Origin of the sequence: Streptomyces sp. NBC_00464, from assembly GCF_036013915.1 — a bacterium.
GTDB lineage: Bacteria > Actinomycetota > Actinomycetes > Streptomycetales > Streptomycetaceae > Streptomyces.
In genome coordinates this window covers 230,240-245,315 of sequence record NZ_CP107900.1, presented here as the reverse complement: position 1 = coordinate 245,315, position 15,076 = coordinate 230,240, and the positions used below count along the sequence as shown (strand labels likewise).

General features: G+C 66.1%; 14 protein-coding genes and 3 pseudogenes. 7 read left to right on the top strand and 10 right to left on the bottom strand.

The window, feature by feature from the left end; all coding sequences use genetic code 11:
* Positions 1-785 precede the first annotated feature (785 nt).
* On the bottom strand, positions 786-1,304 hold the full coding sequence (locus OG912_RS39015) for an SMI1/KNR4 family protein (protein ID WP_327713303.1): 519 nt from the start codon (positions 1,302-1,304) through the stop codon (positions 786-788).
* Between the two features lie 1,118 nt (positions 1,305-2,422).
* Here OG912_RS39015 and OG912_RS39010 point away from each other — a divergent pair.
* Positions 2,423-3,252: pseudogene (locus OG912_RS39010) on the top strand (IS5 family transposase).
* A gap of 136 nt (positions 3,253-3,388) precedes the next feature.
* A complete protein-coding gene (locus OG912_RS39005) occupies positions 3,389-3,847 on the top strand; it encodes an SMI1/KNR4 family protein (protein WP_327713302.1) in 459 nt (152 codons plus the stop codon).
* Between the two features lie 78 nt (positions 3,848-3,925).
* On the opposite strand, the gene OG912_RS39000 is transcribed toward OG912_RS39005, so the two are convergent.
* The 3 genes from OG912_RS39000 to OG912_RS38990 all read right to left on the bottom strand — a co-directional run bounded on the left by OG912_RS39000 (position 3,926) and on the right by OG912_RS38990 (position 5,780).
* On the bottom strand, positions 3,926-4,198 hold the full coding sequence (locus OG912_RS39000; protein WP_327713301.1) for a hypothetical protein: 273 nt from the start codon (positions 4,196-4,198) through the stop codon (positions 3,926-3,928).
* A gap of 37 nt (positions 4,199-4,235) precedes the next feature.
* Positions 4,236-5,167 (bottom strand): IS5 family transposase gene (locus tag OG912_RS38995; RefSeq protein WP_443061067.1). Its coding sequence is split into 2 segments (ribosomal slippage): positions 4,236-4,795 and positions 4,795-5,167, totalling 933 coding nucleotides; the frame shifts between segments, so codons are not numbered across the junction.
* Between the two features lie 31 nt (positions 5,168-5,198).
* Positions 5,199-5,780, bottom strand: coding sequence for a S1 RNA-binding domain-containing protein (locus tag OG912_RS38990; protein WP_327713649.1), 582 nt, complete (start codon positions 5,778-5,780; stop codon positions 5,199-5,201).
* A 542-nt stretch (positions 5,781-6,322) separates the two neighbouring features.
* On the opposite strand from OG912_RS38990, the pseudogene OG912_RS38985 reads away from it, so the two are divergent.
* The 3 genes and pseudogenes from OG912_RS38985 to OG912_RS38975 form a co-directional block, all read left to right on the top strand.
* Positions 6,323-6,508: pseudogene (locus tag OG912_RS38985) on the top strand (hypothetical protein); the annotation flags it as partial.
* 124 nt (positions 6,509-6,632) lie between these two features.
* Positions 6,633-7,556: a hypothetical protein gene (locus OG912_RS38980; RefSeq protein WP_327713299.1), complete on the top strand. Its 924-nt coding sequence runs from the start codon at positions 6,633-6,635 to the stop codon at positions 7,554-7,556.
* 129 nt (positions 7,557-7,685) lie between these two features.
* The gene (locus OG912_RS38975) at positions 7,686-8,591 is read left to right on the top strand and encodes a hypothetical protein (protein ID WP_327713298.1); all 906 of its coding nucleotides are present in this window, start codon (positions 7,686-7,688) and stop codon (positions 8,589-8,591) included.
* 34 nt (positions 8,592-8,625) lie between these two features.
* Here OG912_RS38975 and OG912_RS38970 read toward each other — a convergent pair whose 3' ends face one another.
* The 4 genes from OG912_RS38970 to OG912_RS38955 all read right to left on the bottom strand — a co-directional run bounded on the left by OG912_RS38970 (position 8,626) and on the right by OG912_RS38955 (position 10,111).
* Positions 8,626-8,826 (bottom strand): hypothetical protein, encoded by a 201-nt coding sequence (locus OG912_RS38970; protein WP_327713774.1) that lies wholly within the window; start codon positions 8,824-8,826, stop codon positions 8,626-8,628.
* 218 nt (positions 8,827-9,044) lie between these two features.
* Positions 9,045-9,263, bottom strand: a complete 219-nt coding sequence (locus OG912_RS38965; RefSeq protein WP_327713297.1) for a winged helix DNA-binding protein — start codon at positions 9,261-9,263, stop codon at positions 9,045-9,047.
* On the bottom strand, positions 9,260-9,502 hold the full coding sequence (locus OG912_RS38960) for a hypothetical protein (RefSeq protein WP_327713296.1): 243 nt from the start codon (positions 9,500-9,502) through the stop codon (positions 9,260-9,262). Before OG912_RS38960 ends, OG912_RS38965 begins: the two co-directional genes overlap by 4 nt.
* A 75-nt stretch (positions 9,503-9,577) precedes the next feature.
* Positions 9,578-10,111, bottom strand: a complete 534-nt coding sequence (locus tag OG912_RS38955) for an AAA family ATPase (RefSeq protein WP_327713648.1) — start codon at positions 10,109-10,111, stop codon at positions 9,578-9,580.
* A 154-nt stretch (positions 10,112-10,265) separates the two neighbouring features.
* On the opposite strand from OG912_RS38955, the gene OG912_RS38950 reads away from it, so the two are divergent.
* Positions 10,266-11,723, top strand: a complete 1,458-nt coding sequence (locus tag OG912_RS38950) for a competence protein CoiA family protein (RefSeq protein WP_327713295.1) — start codon at positions 10,266-10,268, stop codon at positions 11,721-11,723.
* Positions 11,724-11,828: 105 nt separating this feature from the next.
* Positions 11,829-13,253 (top strand): competence protein CoiA family protein, encoded by a 1,425-nt coding sequence (locus OG912_RS38945; protein WP_327713294.1) that lies wholly within the window; start codon positions 11,829-11,831, stop codon positions 13,251-13,253.
* Between the two features lie 124 nt (positions 13,254-13,377).
* On the opposite strand, the gene OG912_RS38940 is transcribed toward OG912_RS38945, so the two are convergent.
* Together OG912_RS38940 and OG912_RS38935 are read right to left on the bottom strand one after the other, a co-directional pair.
* A complete protein-coding gene (locus tag OG912_RS38940) occupies positions 13,378-13,767 on the bottom strand; it encodes a hypothetical protein (protein WP_327713293.1) in 390 nt (129 codons plus the stop codon).
* Positions 13,768-14,475: 708 nt separating this feature from the next.
* A pseudogene (locus OG912_RS38935) lies at positions 14,476-14,952 on the bottom strand (Scr1 family TA system antitoxin-like transcriptional regulator); the annotation flags it as partial.
* Positions 14,953-15,076 lie beyond the last annotated feature (124 nt).

Here is a 15,076-nt window from a genome sequence, read left to right as displayed (position 1 = left end):
CCGGAGGAACGACGCACGCCCCTACGGGGCGTAAAGACGATAAACCCTACGGGTTTATGCAATTCCTCCGGAATTGCAAATGAATTCCTCCGGAATTCATGCACTCGCCGAAATGGGTGTGGATTTGTGGAGCCCTGCGGCCAGCCGGTGATGAGGGCTCAAGATGGCAGCAGTGAAGGGGAACCGCGTTCGATGTGATCCGCCCTCCACCGGCTGCGGGAGGGCGGCCAGCAAGGCAACTGGTGCAGAGTGATTGGCTGCGTCATCCGCACCACCGACCCTATGGGGTGATGCGATCCCGCCATGAACCCACCCATCGCACCCTGGTGCATCACATGATGCACCAGGGTAGCGACCGTACAAACAGCAGGGTGCCGCCCGCCCGTCGGGCGGGACATCAACCGCCACGGAACAGCCCAACCGGACCCGTCACCAATGGAATTCAGGAGATCACAGAACCACGCCCGGGAAGGGGCACGGAAACGCCCCGTCCTGACCTGACAGGCAGCCAGCGCTGATATCCCAGAACCTTCCTGAAATGCCCTCAAGGCCCCTGTGAGCCTTCCAGAGAGAAGGCGCCCCGTTCCCCTGCGCGCGCCGGCCCGCTGGGCCGACGCACCCACCACAAGCCAGCGCAGCGCCTCCCGCACTGCCCGAGCTAACCACCACCCCACGCCCGCCATCACAGACACCCAAGCCCAACTGGAACCACACGACCGGGGCAGGGTAGGGGTCCTTGGCGGAGCGAAAATCTTGGGTGTATGCCCAAACTTCAGCAACACGCTTCAGGTGCAGAGTGACTCCCTCGGGTCACGGGAACCCACGTCGTTCAGGAAAGCGAGGACATCAGCGAACCCGACGAAGAAGAAGCTGTCCCCCTCGCCGGTCCACCAAAACCGTTCCTCTGCGGCACCAGCGGTGTCAATCAAGAAAATCCCCTGGCTGCGATCAACGTTGACGGCCACTGGAAAGAGGGGAGTCTGGGGAGAGATACCAACATCCTCGGGATCACTGTCCAGAACCGTCTCCCGGAACTCCTCAGCAGCCTCGCCCAAACCCCCGGGCTCCCAGTCCTGGCAGCCAAGCAGAACGAGAGGGAAACCCTCCAAGCCGTCCGTAAGCGACAGGAACTGCCGGTATCCGACCTCAAACAACTGACCGGCGCGGGCCTCCAGCTCAGCCAACGCCCAGGGTTCCGCAGGCGGACGGATCACCGGGCGGCGGCCGGCGCCCATCGGGGAATCGGCGAAATACGATTTCACCAGCGTGGCCATCACCTGTCCGACGAGTTCTTTCATCTGCACAGCTCAACTCCTCATGATCGCGATATCTGACAGATACCGTACTGGCCCCTGCTGACTGACCCAGTCACCCGTTCCGTGGTGTAGGTACTCGGATCCGGTGAAACTCCGGCGTAGTAGAAGCCGGTCGGCTTGTACCCCTTGTTGTACTTCCTTGCATATGCCCCAACCAGGGAGTTGACTCGCCAATCCTGTTGGTGCCAGCAATAAGGACTCCACTTACCCGACCAAGTGGTGTCCGGTAGGTGCCCTGCCACGTTCCCGTTGTACTGATACGGAGTGCCTCGGACCTCTTTTATGTGACGCTCTTGGTGATCCTCGGCCACCTGCGCCAAGGTGATTTGCTGGCCGTTGGGCCGAGTGGGCCATCAGCCTGCCCGAACAATCGAAACGGCCCGCCGAGGAAGCCGACGGACCGTCACGAAAGGTCGAGGTTTGAAGCGTCGAGCTACGGAGCAGCCTCGTCGCTCACATGCGTAGCCCGCGCCCCGGCGACCCCCAAGGCTTCAACGATCCGGCCGGCAGCGTTCACGGAGAAGAGGCCCGCGGTCACGCTGAGGACAAATTCATGGGTCGGAGGGTGGTACACGTCCCGCTGCAGGAAGAATGCTTCTCCATTCACTAGAGAGAATGCAAAACAGAGCCATTCCGCAAGGTCATCGCGCACGGTCTCTGGACCGCCCCAGCGCTTCTCCAGCGCTTCTCCAGCGCTCCGGAATCGATATCGATCTGAGCGAGAAACCTCAAATCACCTAGATGGATGCCCCGTTCGAGAATTCTTTTCATACCTGCTGGGTCAAGATCTTTCGAATCCATGTCTACCGCACCTCTGTGATGATGATTGGAATTGAGGCCCACTCGTCGCCGTCCTTAATGAAAGAGGTGACGCCACCCTCCACGCCTGCCTCCCATGAAACGTATCCGGAGGGAGTGTTTCTCTGGGGCTTAGGTTTTACAGAGGTGGAGAATTCCAGACTTCCCGGCTTGGAGCTATCCGGTATCGGGCCGCGGTGTGCCTGAGCAGTGGGGTTGACCCATCTCGGAGTCTTCCCCCATAGTTCACTAACAACGGCTAACACAATGACGTGGATCGGTCCTGTTGACCGTGTCCGCGTCAGGAGTTGGGCGTTGTCCGGTCATGGGGACTTCGCCGTGGATCGTGTCGGATGACCTGTGGGAGCGGATCGAGCCGCTGCTGCCACGCAAGGAACGCCGGGTTCGGCACCCTGGACGGAAGCCGCTGCCGGACCGACAGGTGCTGTGCGGCATCCTCTTTGTCCTGCACACCGGCATCCAATGGGAGTACCTGCCCAAGGAGCTGGGCTTCGGCTCGGGTATGACCTGCTGGCGGCGACTGCGAGACTGGAACGAGGCTGGCGTCTGGCAGCAGCTGCACGAAGTGCTGCTGGCCGAGCTCAACGCGGCAGCCCGCCTCGACTGGTCGCGTGCGGTGGTCGACTCCAGCCACGTGCGAGCCATAAAAGGGGGGACCGGACGGGACCGAGTCCGGTCGATCGTGGCCGATCCGGATCGAAACACCACCTGATCACCGACGGCCACGGCACACCCCTCGCCGTGATCCTGACCGGCGGCAACCGCAACGACGTCACCCAGCTCATGCCGCTGATCGACGCCATCCCACCCATCAGAGGCCGGATCGGGCACCCACGACGCAAGCCGGACTCACTCTTCGCCGACCGCGGGTACGACCACGACATCTACCGCGACCAGGTCCGAAAACGCCGCATCGTGCCGGCCATCGCCCGCCGCGGCACCCTCCACGGCACAGGGCTGGGCACCTACCGCTGGGTCGTCGAACGCAGCTTCGCCTGGCTCCACGGCTTCAAACGCCCTCCGCATCCGCTGGGAGCGACGAGCAGACATCCACGAAGCCTTCCTCAAACTCGCCTGCTGCCTCATCACCCACCGACAACTCAGGACATTGCGTTGACCTCGAACAGCAAGATTGCTGGTCACCTCGTGAATGTCCGCGACGCATGTCATGATCCGCTCTCATGAGTGACCGTTCGCTTTCGCCTGCTTGGCTGGCTTCGTGGATGAGCAGGGTCTCAGAGGCACTGAAGGCAATGACCGACGATTTCGAGCGCCGGCACAGCTTTCCCCCGGGCACCAACGAGGTCCGGCCCGCCGACCACGACGACCAGGCCACGGCTCGCATGCTTGCCCAAGAGAGCCTCGCTCCGGCTGACCTGGTCACCTTCTACGACACCATCGGTGACGTCACTTGGGCGGACGTCGGCAACGGCTACTTCGTCGTCCCAGCAGGGGATGTCCTTCTGCAGCTCACGGAGTGCGGAGCTGTCGAAGTCGGCGCGGACCAGAAGGCCCGCGGGCTGGTGATGGGCTCGAACGGCGGCGGCCTATCCTATGTCGCTGGTCCTGGCGGGGCGGTCTATCGGACGCGAACGGCATCGCTGGACGGGCCCGAGCTCGACCGGGTGGCCGATGACCTGCGGCAGTTTCTGGAGCAGTTGGAGCAAGTCCTGACACGGTTCGTCGCCAACGGCGAGCCGGGAAACCTATAGGAACTGGCCCCAGCACCTCATTGTGTTAGCGGTTGTAAGGGCGTCACGTAACTGCTGTGGCGAACAGCCGCAGACTCGTCAGGTGCTCGGACTCCTCCACAGATGTCGCTCGTCCAGGGTTCCGAATCGCACGTCTCCAAGTGCAAGGTCGACGAGGATGGGCCAGCAGTCCAACAGCTGCTCTCTCGCATCACGCGAGGCGAGGTACTGCACAGAGTTGTAGGGCACGATCAGCAACCCGTTGCTCTCACGGACCCGCTTTGCGTCGATGGCGAGAGGCGGTTCGTCATCACGCTGACTGTGCGCAAGGACCCCCGCCGCAAGCTGTAGGGCCTCGTCCTGCTCCATCATCCGTCTCCAGTCCGCCGGCTAGGACTTGTCCGGCCGATCATGTGCGGAGCCAGATCGCGACGGCCGCCGCGGTGGCGGTGCCGAGGAAGACGTAACCGCGCTTGTCGTAGCGAGTGGCGACGGCTCGGAACTGCTTCATGCGATTGATCGCCCGCTCGACGGTGTTGCGCTTCTTGTAACGGTCCTCATCGAAGCCGGGCGGCCGTCCACCGCGTGTGCCTTTGCGCCGGCGGGCCGCCTGGCTGTCACTCTTTTCCGGAATCGTGTGGCGGATGCCCCGCCGTCGCAAGTACTCGCGAATGAGGCCGTTGCTGTAGGCCCTGTCGGCCGCAAGGCTGTCGGGCTTCTTGCGTGGCCGTCCCAGGCCCGGTCTAGGCACTCGGATCTTCTCCAGCACCGCGATGAACTGGGTGCAGTCTGCCCGCTGACCTGGCGTGACGATCAGGGACAGAGGGCGGCAGCGGCCGTCCGCGCTCAGGTGAAGCTTGCTGGTGAACCCGCCCCGAGAGCGGCCCAGGCCCTCACCTCCAGCACCACCTCCACCAGGCGGGCGAGAAGGCTCTGCCACGGCGTCTCGGTCTGGTGTTCCACCCCTGAGGCCCCCTTTGGTCCTGGGGCCGGCGGTGGGTCGGTGCGGGCGCCTGCCGCATGCTGATGCGCGCGGACGATGGTGGAGTCGACCGAGATGTCCCAGTCGATCTCGCCTGCAGCGTCAGCCGTGGCCTGGACCTGCTGGAGCAGACGCTCCCAGGTCCCGTCGGCCGACCACAGGCGGTGGCGTTCATAGACCGTCTTCCACGGACCGAACCGTTCGGGCAGGTCACGCCACTGAACGCCGGTCCGCACCCGGTGCAGAATCCCGTCGATCACCTGCCGGTGATCCCGCCACCTGCCACAACGCCGGTTGCTAACAGGCAGGAACGGCCGCAGCCGCTCCCACTCGGCATCACTCAGATCACCCCGCCCCATGCTCACATCAACGGCTGGAACACGCTGGCCGTCACGTGGCCGACACGACACCTTCGCGCTGGGCGTTCTTCGGCCTGGAAAGAAAGATTCGACGGGTCGGCAGGTCGATTTCCGTGACGATGACGGTGATCTCCTCTCCGGCCTTCAAGTCTTCCACCGGACTCACGGCGGGCCGACCGTCGATCTCTCTGGAGGGGACCAGCCCGACGAACCCGTCTCCGAGCTCGACGAAGACGCCGATGGGAACTGTCTTCTCCACTGTTCCGCGGATTTCCTGACCCACCGTGCGGTCGGCGAAAGCCCGCAGGGGGTCGGGCTCCAGCGCCTTCAAGGACAGTCTGGCCTCCAGGTTGTAGGTGTCGAACTGGAGGAACTCGCACGAGACCCGCTGGCCTACGTGAACGACATCGGTGGGGGCGTCGATGCGCCTCCAGGACAGTTCGGGGATGACGATGAACCCGACACCGGGGAAGAGGGGATGGGCAGGTCCGTCGTCCAGGGCCACGAAGACTCCGAACCGTTCGATCGCCGCGACGGTGCCGGACAGGATGTCGCCGCGGTGCAAGGTCTCCAAAAATGCCCAGAGTTCCGGGCTCTCAGACTGCCAATCCATACCGCCACCCTGGCACACGGTGCCGAGGGCCGACCATGTCATCGACGAGCTGCAGCTCCCGCTATGCCTCAGTAGCCGAGACCATGATCGGCCGGACAAGTCCTAGAAGAAGGCACCCTAACCGGCCTGGGCCTAGTAGAGCTTCAATACCCTGGGACGGACAAATCTGCGGCTCTCCGCCTCACCTCAGAGTCTCACCCCCACGACCAGCATCAACTCGCCACGGTGCTGGTCGAACTGGTCGAAAGACCAGCGAAGGAGTAGTCGGGGCCAAGCCCTGCGGCAAGGCCAGGCCAGAGAGCCGGCCTCGGCACCAGCCGGTGAGAAGGGCGCGCCGCGTGTCCTTCTCGTACGCGACGTGCACGGCCGCGGCCGGCTCCGGCCTCCAGATGCTCGTCCCCGACTCCGGGCAGCCGCGCAGAGCCGGGACGAGGCGCATCCACTGTCTCGGCCCGGGAGCCCGGCTCTCCGGCAGCGACGGTGAGACGGACGCTGAGCCCGAGCGAGGCCACGACTACCGGGAACTCCAGGGCGGGCCAGCTCCCTCGCCGGTCCTCGGGAAGTCGGAGGAGACGCGGCGGGGCCGGCGCCTGGCCCTGTTGCAGACCGCGCTCCTGGAGCACGCGGCCGCGTACAACCTGCGTACGGTCATGATGTTCCACCAGAACGTCGAAGAGGCCCGCGCGTTCGCGGAGAAGCTGCCCGCGACTGCTGCCGAGCTGTGCGTGCCATACGCGGCAGCGTAGAGGGCGTACCGACCTCTGTCAGAGACGCGTTCCCCTGCGTTGGGCAGGTGGTGACTTGAGCTGAATCCCCTGTCTCACCTGCTGCGGATTGGCACGATGAGCTGCGATGGACTTACAAGGGATCGCGCTGGTCGCCACCACCTCGGTAGCTGTCGTGGGGGTGCCGTGCACGCTACTGATCGGCCGCTGGCAGCTTCGTGCTGCACTCCAGACTGCCAGCGCCACACACGAGGCAGGTCTCCGCCAAGCGGAAACGGCCTACCAAGCCGCGCTGGACACGGTCCGAGCACAGTCGGACTCGGCTCACGACCAGTGGCTGCGCGGCGTGCGCCGGGAGGCATGTTCGGTCTTCCTCCTCGCCATCGGGGAGCTGGTCGGGATTCTGGACCAGGTCCTGGATGGCACGGGCGCATCGGACAATCTGCGTCCGGCCAGTCGTGATCTCCAGAGGGCGCTAGCTGTCTTGGAGCTGGAGGGCGACGCAGAACTGGTGGGGGCCGCGCAGGAGCTGGTGATCTGTTGCGATGAGATCGCTGACGCCGCGCTGGGCAGCAGTTTCGCTGCCCGTACCTGGCGTGCCCTCTATGCCAGGCAGGTGGAAGAGAGGAGCGCTGTCACACGGCGGGAGCTGCTGAACACACCGATTAATGATGCGGTCAACGCGCTGCTCGACCTCCAGGTACGTCTCGCCGGCATGCGCGACGCCTATTCAGCTGTGGAAACGCCGCGCGGTGTCCGTCCGGGCACGATCAGCGCTCTCGGCCACTACGTACCGCGAGGTGACCACCCGTTCGAATCCATCGGTGAGGCCTACGCTGCCCTGCGGCACGTGTACGAGATGGCAGTGCAGCTTTTCGAGAGGACCGACCTGCCGCGCGAAGAAGCTGCCGTGCTGTTGCGCGACGCCGTCAACGAGGGCCGGATCACCGTCCTCGAGTACATGACGGGCCAGTCCACTCGGCTGAGCGAGACCCGAAGAATGTTCCTGACCGCGGCACGGCACGCGCTGGGAAACAACGAGCTCGGGTGACTGTGCCAACGCCAGCTGGGCGCCACTGGTCCCCAGACCTGCGGGCAGTGTCAGGATGACTTGTCTCGCGCTCCTACTCACCCGCTTTTCCCCTCCACTGCGCGAACCGGTTGTCTTTAGCCTGGGCGTATGCCCGAGCCCGTGTTCAGCGCCGACGATTACGCCAACCCCGATGCTCCCGAAGACGAACTCCGCGTGAAGCCAGACCATCCTCGTGTCCGTGACCACTCCTACGACTGTGCGCGCAGCACGCAGGAGCTTGACCTCTGGAAGAGCTCTCTCATTTCCACCGTGATGGAACCCTGGGATGACTACCCCGACCTGGCGGAGATCCCCGAAGATGCCGTACCAGGCCCGGAACTCACTCTGTTCGTCAAAGAGCGAGAGCGCGGCCCCGGCTATGTCGCGGACTTTCTCTACAAGGCAGCTGATCTGCCGGTTACTGTGCACGGCATCCTCGCGAACCAAGGAACCGGCCTCGGAGTAATCGAACTCGAGCTCTGGCGGCCAGGGTGGGGTTACTGGGACGACTGGGGAGACTTCGTCGGCCCTCCGGACGAGGATGCGGCGGTAGCAGTGTCCGTGCCGATCACCAGTGACGTGTTGCGCCGCATCCCACTGGGTCAGATCGTCGCCCGGGCCCAGGCCGAGCTGGCCGACCAGTCGTGGAAGGAGGAAGGTGTCACGGTCTTGGGCAGATCGCGGGCCGCGGGATCAGACCTCGCACCACCGTCCCTGCGAGCCCTGGAGAATGCGAACGCGCTCGCACAGCCGGCGCAGCGAGGGCGGCCCCCGCTCGACGGTGGCCTCCTGCGCGCCGTGGCCCATGCCTATCTCCGTGAAGCCATCAACGGTCCTGGCCTCCATCGCCGCCTGGCTGACCTGTTCAACCGCCCGGAACCGACTATCAAGGACTGGATAAAAGCGGCCCGGGGCCGCGGCTACCTCTCCCCCGCCGTCCCAGGCCGCCGGGCCGCCGGCCCCGGCCCGCTCCTCACGCCTCCCGAGGACGGCTCACGTACACCACCGGCCTGATCTCCATAACCGCCCTGGGCTCCCTTCCGGCTGATCAGGTGCCTGGGTACGAAGAGTCGGGGTGCGCGTCCGTCCGGAACGCCCACGCGGCCCCGGGGCAGCCTGCAGGAACGGGCGGGAACCGGTGGCCTTTCACGTCGGTGCTCCAGTGGTGACCCGCCCCGCAGTCGCACTCGTAGATCCCGCTCTCCGGCACGATCTCGCCCGGGTGCCACGACGTCTGTTCCTCGCTCATGTTCCCTGTGTACGACGCCCCGCCGTAAGGCGCGACTCCGAGACCTGCCCGGCATGCTGTGGCGGACCCGCGCCGAGCCCGCCACCGAGGCCGAGGCGCAGCGGACTGGCCCCCCAGGCCACCGCCGCCAGGTCGTCGGCCTGGTCACCGGTCCGGAGCTCTGTGACGGGCCGGGAACAAGGCCCGGTAGGCCGCGTGCCGCTGGCAGAGCGAAGAACTCAGGTGCCGAGGTGGCAGGAGCGCCAACGGCGCCCAGTGCGGCTGATCAGTCCCAGGCCTTCCAGGCGACCGAGTTGGTAGGCGACCGAGCTGGTGCTGGACAGGCCGACCCGTTCTCCGATCTGGCGGATCGAGGGCCCTTCGCCGTGATCCGCGATCCAGTTTCTGATCACCCGCAGAATCTGGACCTGCCGATCGGTCGGGGCGTCGATACTCATGCCGCCCTCGCTACGTGACAGTCACCGCGGGCCTGGCGGCGTAGTTCGGTCCGGTCCGCCGGCCTGCCGGGCGGGCGGGTGTTCCAGAAGGGGTGCCACCAGATGCGGGCGGACAGGAGGAGCAGGCGGCGGCGCAGTGCGGTGTTGCCGTGCTGGCGGGGGGCTGCGAGGGCGTCGTACGTGGCGTTGAGGTCGCGCTGGGCCTGGACCAGGTCGGCGGGGAAGGTGGGGGCATCCATCCCGGCATTAGAGCGTATGTTCGATTTCCTTGTCATGTCGGGACACACGCGTCCGTACTCGTTGCCCGGCGCTGGTCAGTGGTCCCGTGCGGGGAGCCGTGCGAGGTCGGTGTCGTGCATGATGCGGTCGACGGTGTCCGTCAGGATGCTGTCGGCGTCGATGACGGTCTCGATGCTGCCGGGCAGGAGATCAAGCGGCCGGTACCACTCACGCAGCTGGTTCTCGTCGACCTCGTCCGCGATGGGTTTGGTCGCGTGCCTGGCCAGGGTCTCGGGGAAGGGGACGTCCAGGTAGTAGCAGTGGGTGTGCCCGCGGTGTTCGGTCCGCAGCTGCTGGAGCATCTGTCCGTAGTGGTCGGCGTACAGGATGCCTTCGAGGACGACGTGGTAGCCGGCGTCGAGGCTGTAGCGGGCGACGGTGTCGATGAGGCCGATGTTCGCGCCGCCGGGGCGGTCGTGTTCGCGCAGGACGATCCGGCGGAGGTTGTCCTGGCCGACCAGGGCCAGGCCGCGGCCGAAGCGCTCCCGGATGCGGGCCGCGATCGATGACTTGCCCGAGGCACTGTTCCCGCGCAGGAGAACGAGCCGAGTCTCTGTGGTGCCCACCATCATCCGCATGACCCTACCGGCGGCCGCCGGCACATCTGCTGCACCCGACGGGGGTTCCACACCGCCCGGAACGGGATTGTCAGTGCTACCTGCTATCTCCTGTCCTGTCAGGTTAGTCACCGTATGCGACAGATCATTCAGGAGATGCGCTTTTATGCCTTTTACTGCCCTGCACCCGGAAGCGGGCCGTATCGACGCGACCCAGCCCGACCTCGGGGCCGGCCTGGAGTGGTCCCGGGTCTACAAGGTCTCACCCCGTGTCGCCCTCACCTGCCCTGAGTGCGCGTGGGGCGTACACGCCAAGCACTCTCCGAACCGTGTGCGGTTCTTCTGCCACGACGGCGGGCGGCCGCCGGAGTGCTCCCTGGCGAACGAGTCCTGGGAACACCACATGCTCAAGCTGGAGATGGCCGGAGCCATTCGCGCGGCCGGATGGTTCGCCGAACTCGAGGTCGCCGCCGCCGACGGCTCCTGGAGGGCCGACGTGATGGCGACCTCGCCCGACAGCGAGCAGCGCATGGCGTGGGAGGCGCAGCTTTCCCCGATCACGGTGGAGGACATCACGGCGCGGACCGACCGGTACGCGCCCGAAGGCGTCAGCGTGTGCTGGGTGTCCCCTCACAAGCGCCCGCCGGTGTGGCTGGGGGCTGTGCCGTCCGTGCGTGTACGGGCGCCAGAGGGCGTTGATGAGTCCTGGGTCGTGGACGACGGTCTCGGCAGCTTCGTCTCCAGCGGGTGGTTCTTCCAGGAGGCGGAGCTGGCCCAGTTCGTGAGGTGGGTCCTTCGCGGTCAGCTGCGTCCCTGGCGGAGCCTGCCGCCTCACCGCGAGGTGACACGGATCGTCGGTGAGGAGACTCGCTGGTTTGTCCGCGATCTGTGGTGGGCCTCCCGCCAGTCGGTAGAGGCGCAGAGCGCGTACGAACGGGAGCGGAAGCAGCGGGCGGAGGACACGCGCCGGCGTGAGGCCCGGAGGCAGGAGCTGGAGACCGCGTCCAGGGAGCGCCGTAGGGCGTGGCTGGCTTCCCCCGCTGGTCAGAAGGCCCAGCGAAGGCGCCATGAGGCCAAGGTGGAGAGGGACGCGCAGAAGCTGGAGCAGAAGGTATCCGCCAGTCGGCTTCGGGCGCGGCACGAAGAGGAAGAATCCCGGCATCGGGCGGCACTTCGAGAACGCCGGGTCCTGGAGGAGTTCATGCATGAGCAGGAGCTCGATGCCCAGCGACAGGCCGCTCTGCAGGAACTGGAGCTGCGGGCCCACACCACTGGAGAGGAGTGGTGGGCGCTGCTGTCTCGCCCGCAGGTCGAGGAACTGTTCAGGACCGTTGTCGACGCGGCATGGAAGCGCGAGCGGGTTCAGGTTCGGATTCCCGAGGGCGGCGGCATCGCGGCGAACTTCGCCTACGGGGTTCCGGTGCATGCCTTCAACCGGCTGTACGGAATCGTGCGCCCCTGCCCGGACTTGCTTCCTCTCTCCCCCCAGCTGATCTATCAGCAGGTCTTCGCCCGTGACGCGGGCGAGGCCCGGGCTTTGGAGGCGGGCGGCCTGCGTGCCGGACGCATCACCCACTTCGGCCTTGCCGGCCACGAACCGTCCCTGTCTTCCCGGACTCAGTAAGGACGCGGGCCGGTCCTGCACCGTGGGCCGGTTGTCAGTGGCACCTGGTATTCCCTGTCCCGTCAGATACGTCGCGAATTACGCCGGCGCCAGGAGATGCGATTCATGCCTTTCACCGCGCTGCATGCCGACCACGGCCGCCTCGATGCCACCCTGGCCGACCTGGGCCACAAGCTGGACTGGTCCCAGGTCCACAAAGTCCGACCCCGCCCGCCGCTTACCTGCCCGGAGTGTGAATGGGGCCTGCACGCCAAGGTCTCCCGCTACGGGTTCCGGTTCTTCGCCCACGACCCTGGCCGGCCGCCTTCCTGCGAGTTGTCGAACGAGTCGCGGGAGCACCACATGCTCAAGCTGGAGATGGCGACCGCGATCCGGGACGCCGGATGGTTCGCCGAACTAGAAGTGCCGGCCGCGGACGGCTCGTGGCGCGCGGACGTCATGGCCACCTCCACTGATGGAATCCAGCGCATGGCCTGGGAGGCCCAGCTGTCCCCCATCACCATCGACGACATCCACGAGCGCACCGAGCGCTACCGGGCCGAGGGGATCCTGGTGTGCTGGGTGTCCCCGAACAAGAAGCCGCCGCAGTGGATCAGCGCAGTGCCCGCGGTACGGGTACGCGCGCCGGAGGACCGGGGACAGGTCTGGGTGGTGGACGACGGTGTCGCCGGGTTCGACTACGCCGCCGGCAGCTGGGTCTTCCGCGAAGAGCAGCTGCAGCAGTTCGTCCGCTGGGTGCTCCAAGGGCAACTCGTGTCCGTGGAGAGCTATCCGCGCTACCGCAAGGTGCCTCGTGTGGTCGACGGCGAGCGGCTGCGGTTCCGTCGGGGCCGGTGGTGGACATCCCTGCAGTCGGCCGACGGCCAGACGCGGCACGAGCTGATGCGGCAGGGCCAGGAAGCGGCAAAAGAGGAACGCGAGGAGCGCCAGCGCCTGCGGGAGGAGGCCGCCGAACGCCAGCGGAAGGAGCTGGAGGAGAAGGAACGGATCCGGAAGGCGGAGGAAACCGCTCGACGGAATAAGCAGCAGGAGGAAGAGTCCCGTATCCGTATGGAGGCGTGGCGCCGACGGTGGGCCGAGGAGGAAGCCCGTCGTGCCCAGGAGAAGGCCGCGGAGGCGCAGCGTCTCGCTCGGGAGCAGGCCGAGCGGGAGGAGCGGGAGCGTCAGGCTGTGGAGGCGGCGAACGCGTGGTGGGCCAGGCTGTCGAAGCAGCAGATCGCGGAGTTGTTCGCAGCGGTGGCCGAGCGGGCCCGGCGCGAGGAGAAGCTGTGGGTGCAGATCCCCGAGAAGCTGCTGATGGACCCGGTGTACGCCTGCGGAGTACCGCTGTACACGCAGGACAGACGACGCCGTTCCCTGTACGGAATCGTGCGCCCATGCCCCTCCCTGCTGGCAACCTCGTCCCGGACGAGGGAAGAACACGCCCTGGTCCGCAGCGCCCAGGAAGCCAGGGAGCTGCAGGAGATGGGGCACGAAGGACGGATCACGCACTTCGACATGCCCGAGCATGAGCAGCTCACCATGCTCTGACATCCGACCGTTTCTCTGCCGGGCCACTCACACATGTGCGGCCTGGGGTGGGCGGCGGTCAAGCCACCGCGAGACGGTCAGGCGGCGGGCTGCCGGCCCTGGTTGTCGAGGTGGCAGCGGGCGGTCAGGCTTCAGGGTCGACTTCGGGGTGTGTGAACCGCACGGGTTTGCCCAGCGACCGGGCGTAGGCGATTTCGGCTCGGGTGCTGTCTCCGATGTAGTCGCCGACTACGAGCACCTCATCAGCGAGCCGGATCTTCGCTCGGTGCAGATCGTCGAGTCGAACCTTCAGCGCCTCGGCCTCGACAGGGTCGGACCAGAGTTCGTGCGGCGACTTCATGTCACAGCCTGGTTTGACGACGACCTTTCCGGCTTTGGTTTCCCGCAGATCGGCCTCGGTCATCTCGGTCATGAAGCGGGTGGAGCCGCAGATCACGACGATACGCGGGAGGCTCAACAGCCTCTTCGCGTCGGCGAGCTTCTCCTCGGGGGTGAGCAGTTGCGGGTAGGGCACTGGATCCTCCTGGTGGCGTGGTCTCCGTGAGGCGGTCGAGGCGTTCGTAGAGGGCGCGCACCATCCGGGCGCGGTTCTGGACGCAGCGCACGTTGCCCTCCAGTTTTACGAAAAGCTGGTCTTCCGTCTCGCGCAGGATGACGTCGGCGAGCGCCTTGGGTCCGCTGTCCATCGGGAGCTGGTCGGCGCGGCGGCGGACGTCGGAGGCGACGCGCGGGCGTGACCGGTCAGCTGGAGGCGATCTGCTCGTATTCGCGGTCGTGAGTGTGTCCGAGCCGGCCCACGCGAGGACGGCTTTGATGAGGCACTCGTATGGTGCGCGGTCTGGGGGAGCTCTGCTTCGATCAGTCCGTCGGGGTCGTGCAGGACCGTGAGTGTGCTGGTGTGCATGGCGGTCCTCGCTGCCGGGAGCGTCGGGTGCGGGTGGCCGGCGATCAACGCTGGGTCCTCGCCGCCATCTCCGTCCTTCTGGTCCTCGTCGTGCTGACCGAGGAACCTGGCGAAGCCGCGGTCCGCGCGGGCGAGCAGGGCTGGGGAGGGGACGCCGTAGGCAGGCGACTGGAGTCCGCGGCCCTCCAGGGCCGGGGCGGTGCTCTCGGGGTGTGCGCGCAAGGGGCCCCGCCTCTCCGGCTGGTGGTCCGTCGGTGCCGTCGACGCTACGCACGCACGGTCCGCGCACTCAACGAAGTTGCGGAGAATTGCGGAAGTTCACTCCAAGGCGTCGATCGCGGCCCGGATGAGCGCTCGGGCCGTGTCCCCGTAGACCGCCATCTCCGCGAGGCCGGCGAACGCCTTCGCGTAGTCGGCGAGCTCGCGCGGCTGCGTCACCTTGATCTCCGCTGTCAGCGTCTCCACCACGGCCATGGTGCCGTCATGGACGTAGAACGCCTTGAGCGGCCACACGGTGCGCTGCGCGGTGAACGGGATAATCCCCAACGAAACAAAAGCGAGCTGCATCACCGCCAGGAGGTGGCGCAGCTGCCCGCGCATCGCCTCAGGGTCGGCGGTGCGGAAGCGCAGGACGGATTCCTCCATGAGGACGACGTAGCGGTGGCCGCCCTCGTAGAGGAACCGGGAGCGTGCCACGCGGGCGGCGACGGCTTCGGCAACGTTGTCGGGTGTGCCCTGGAAGCGGGTGATCTGAGTCATGAGGGTGGTCACGAACGCCGAGGCCTGAAGGAAGCCAATGGAATCTGATGCCCCATACAATATTTGACTAAATAAAGGGCTAACCATGTACAACCGTGACGCGAAACACAGACGAGAAGGGCGTTTTGGGTTGTGCGCCCAAGATCCTTCCTCTGCCTGT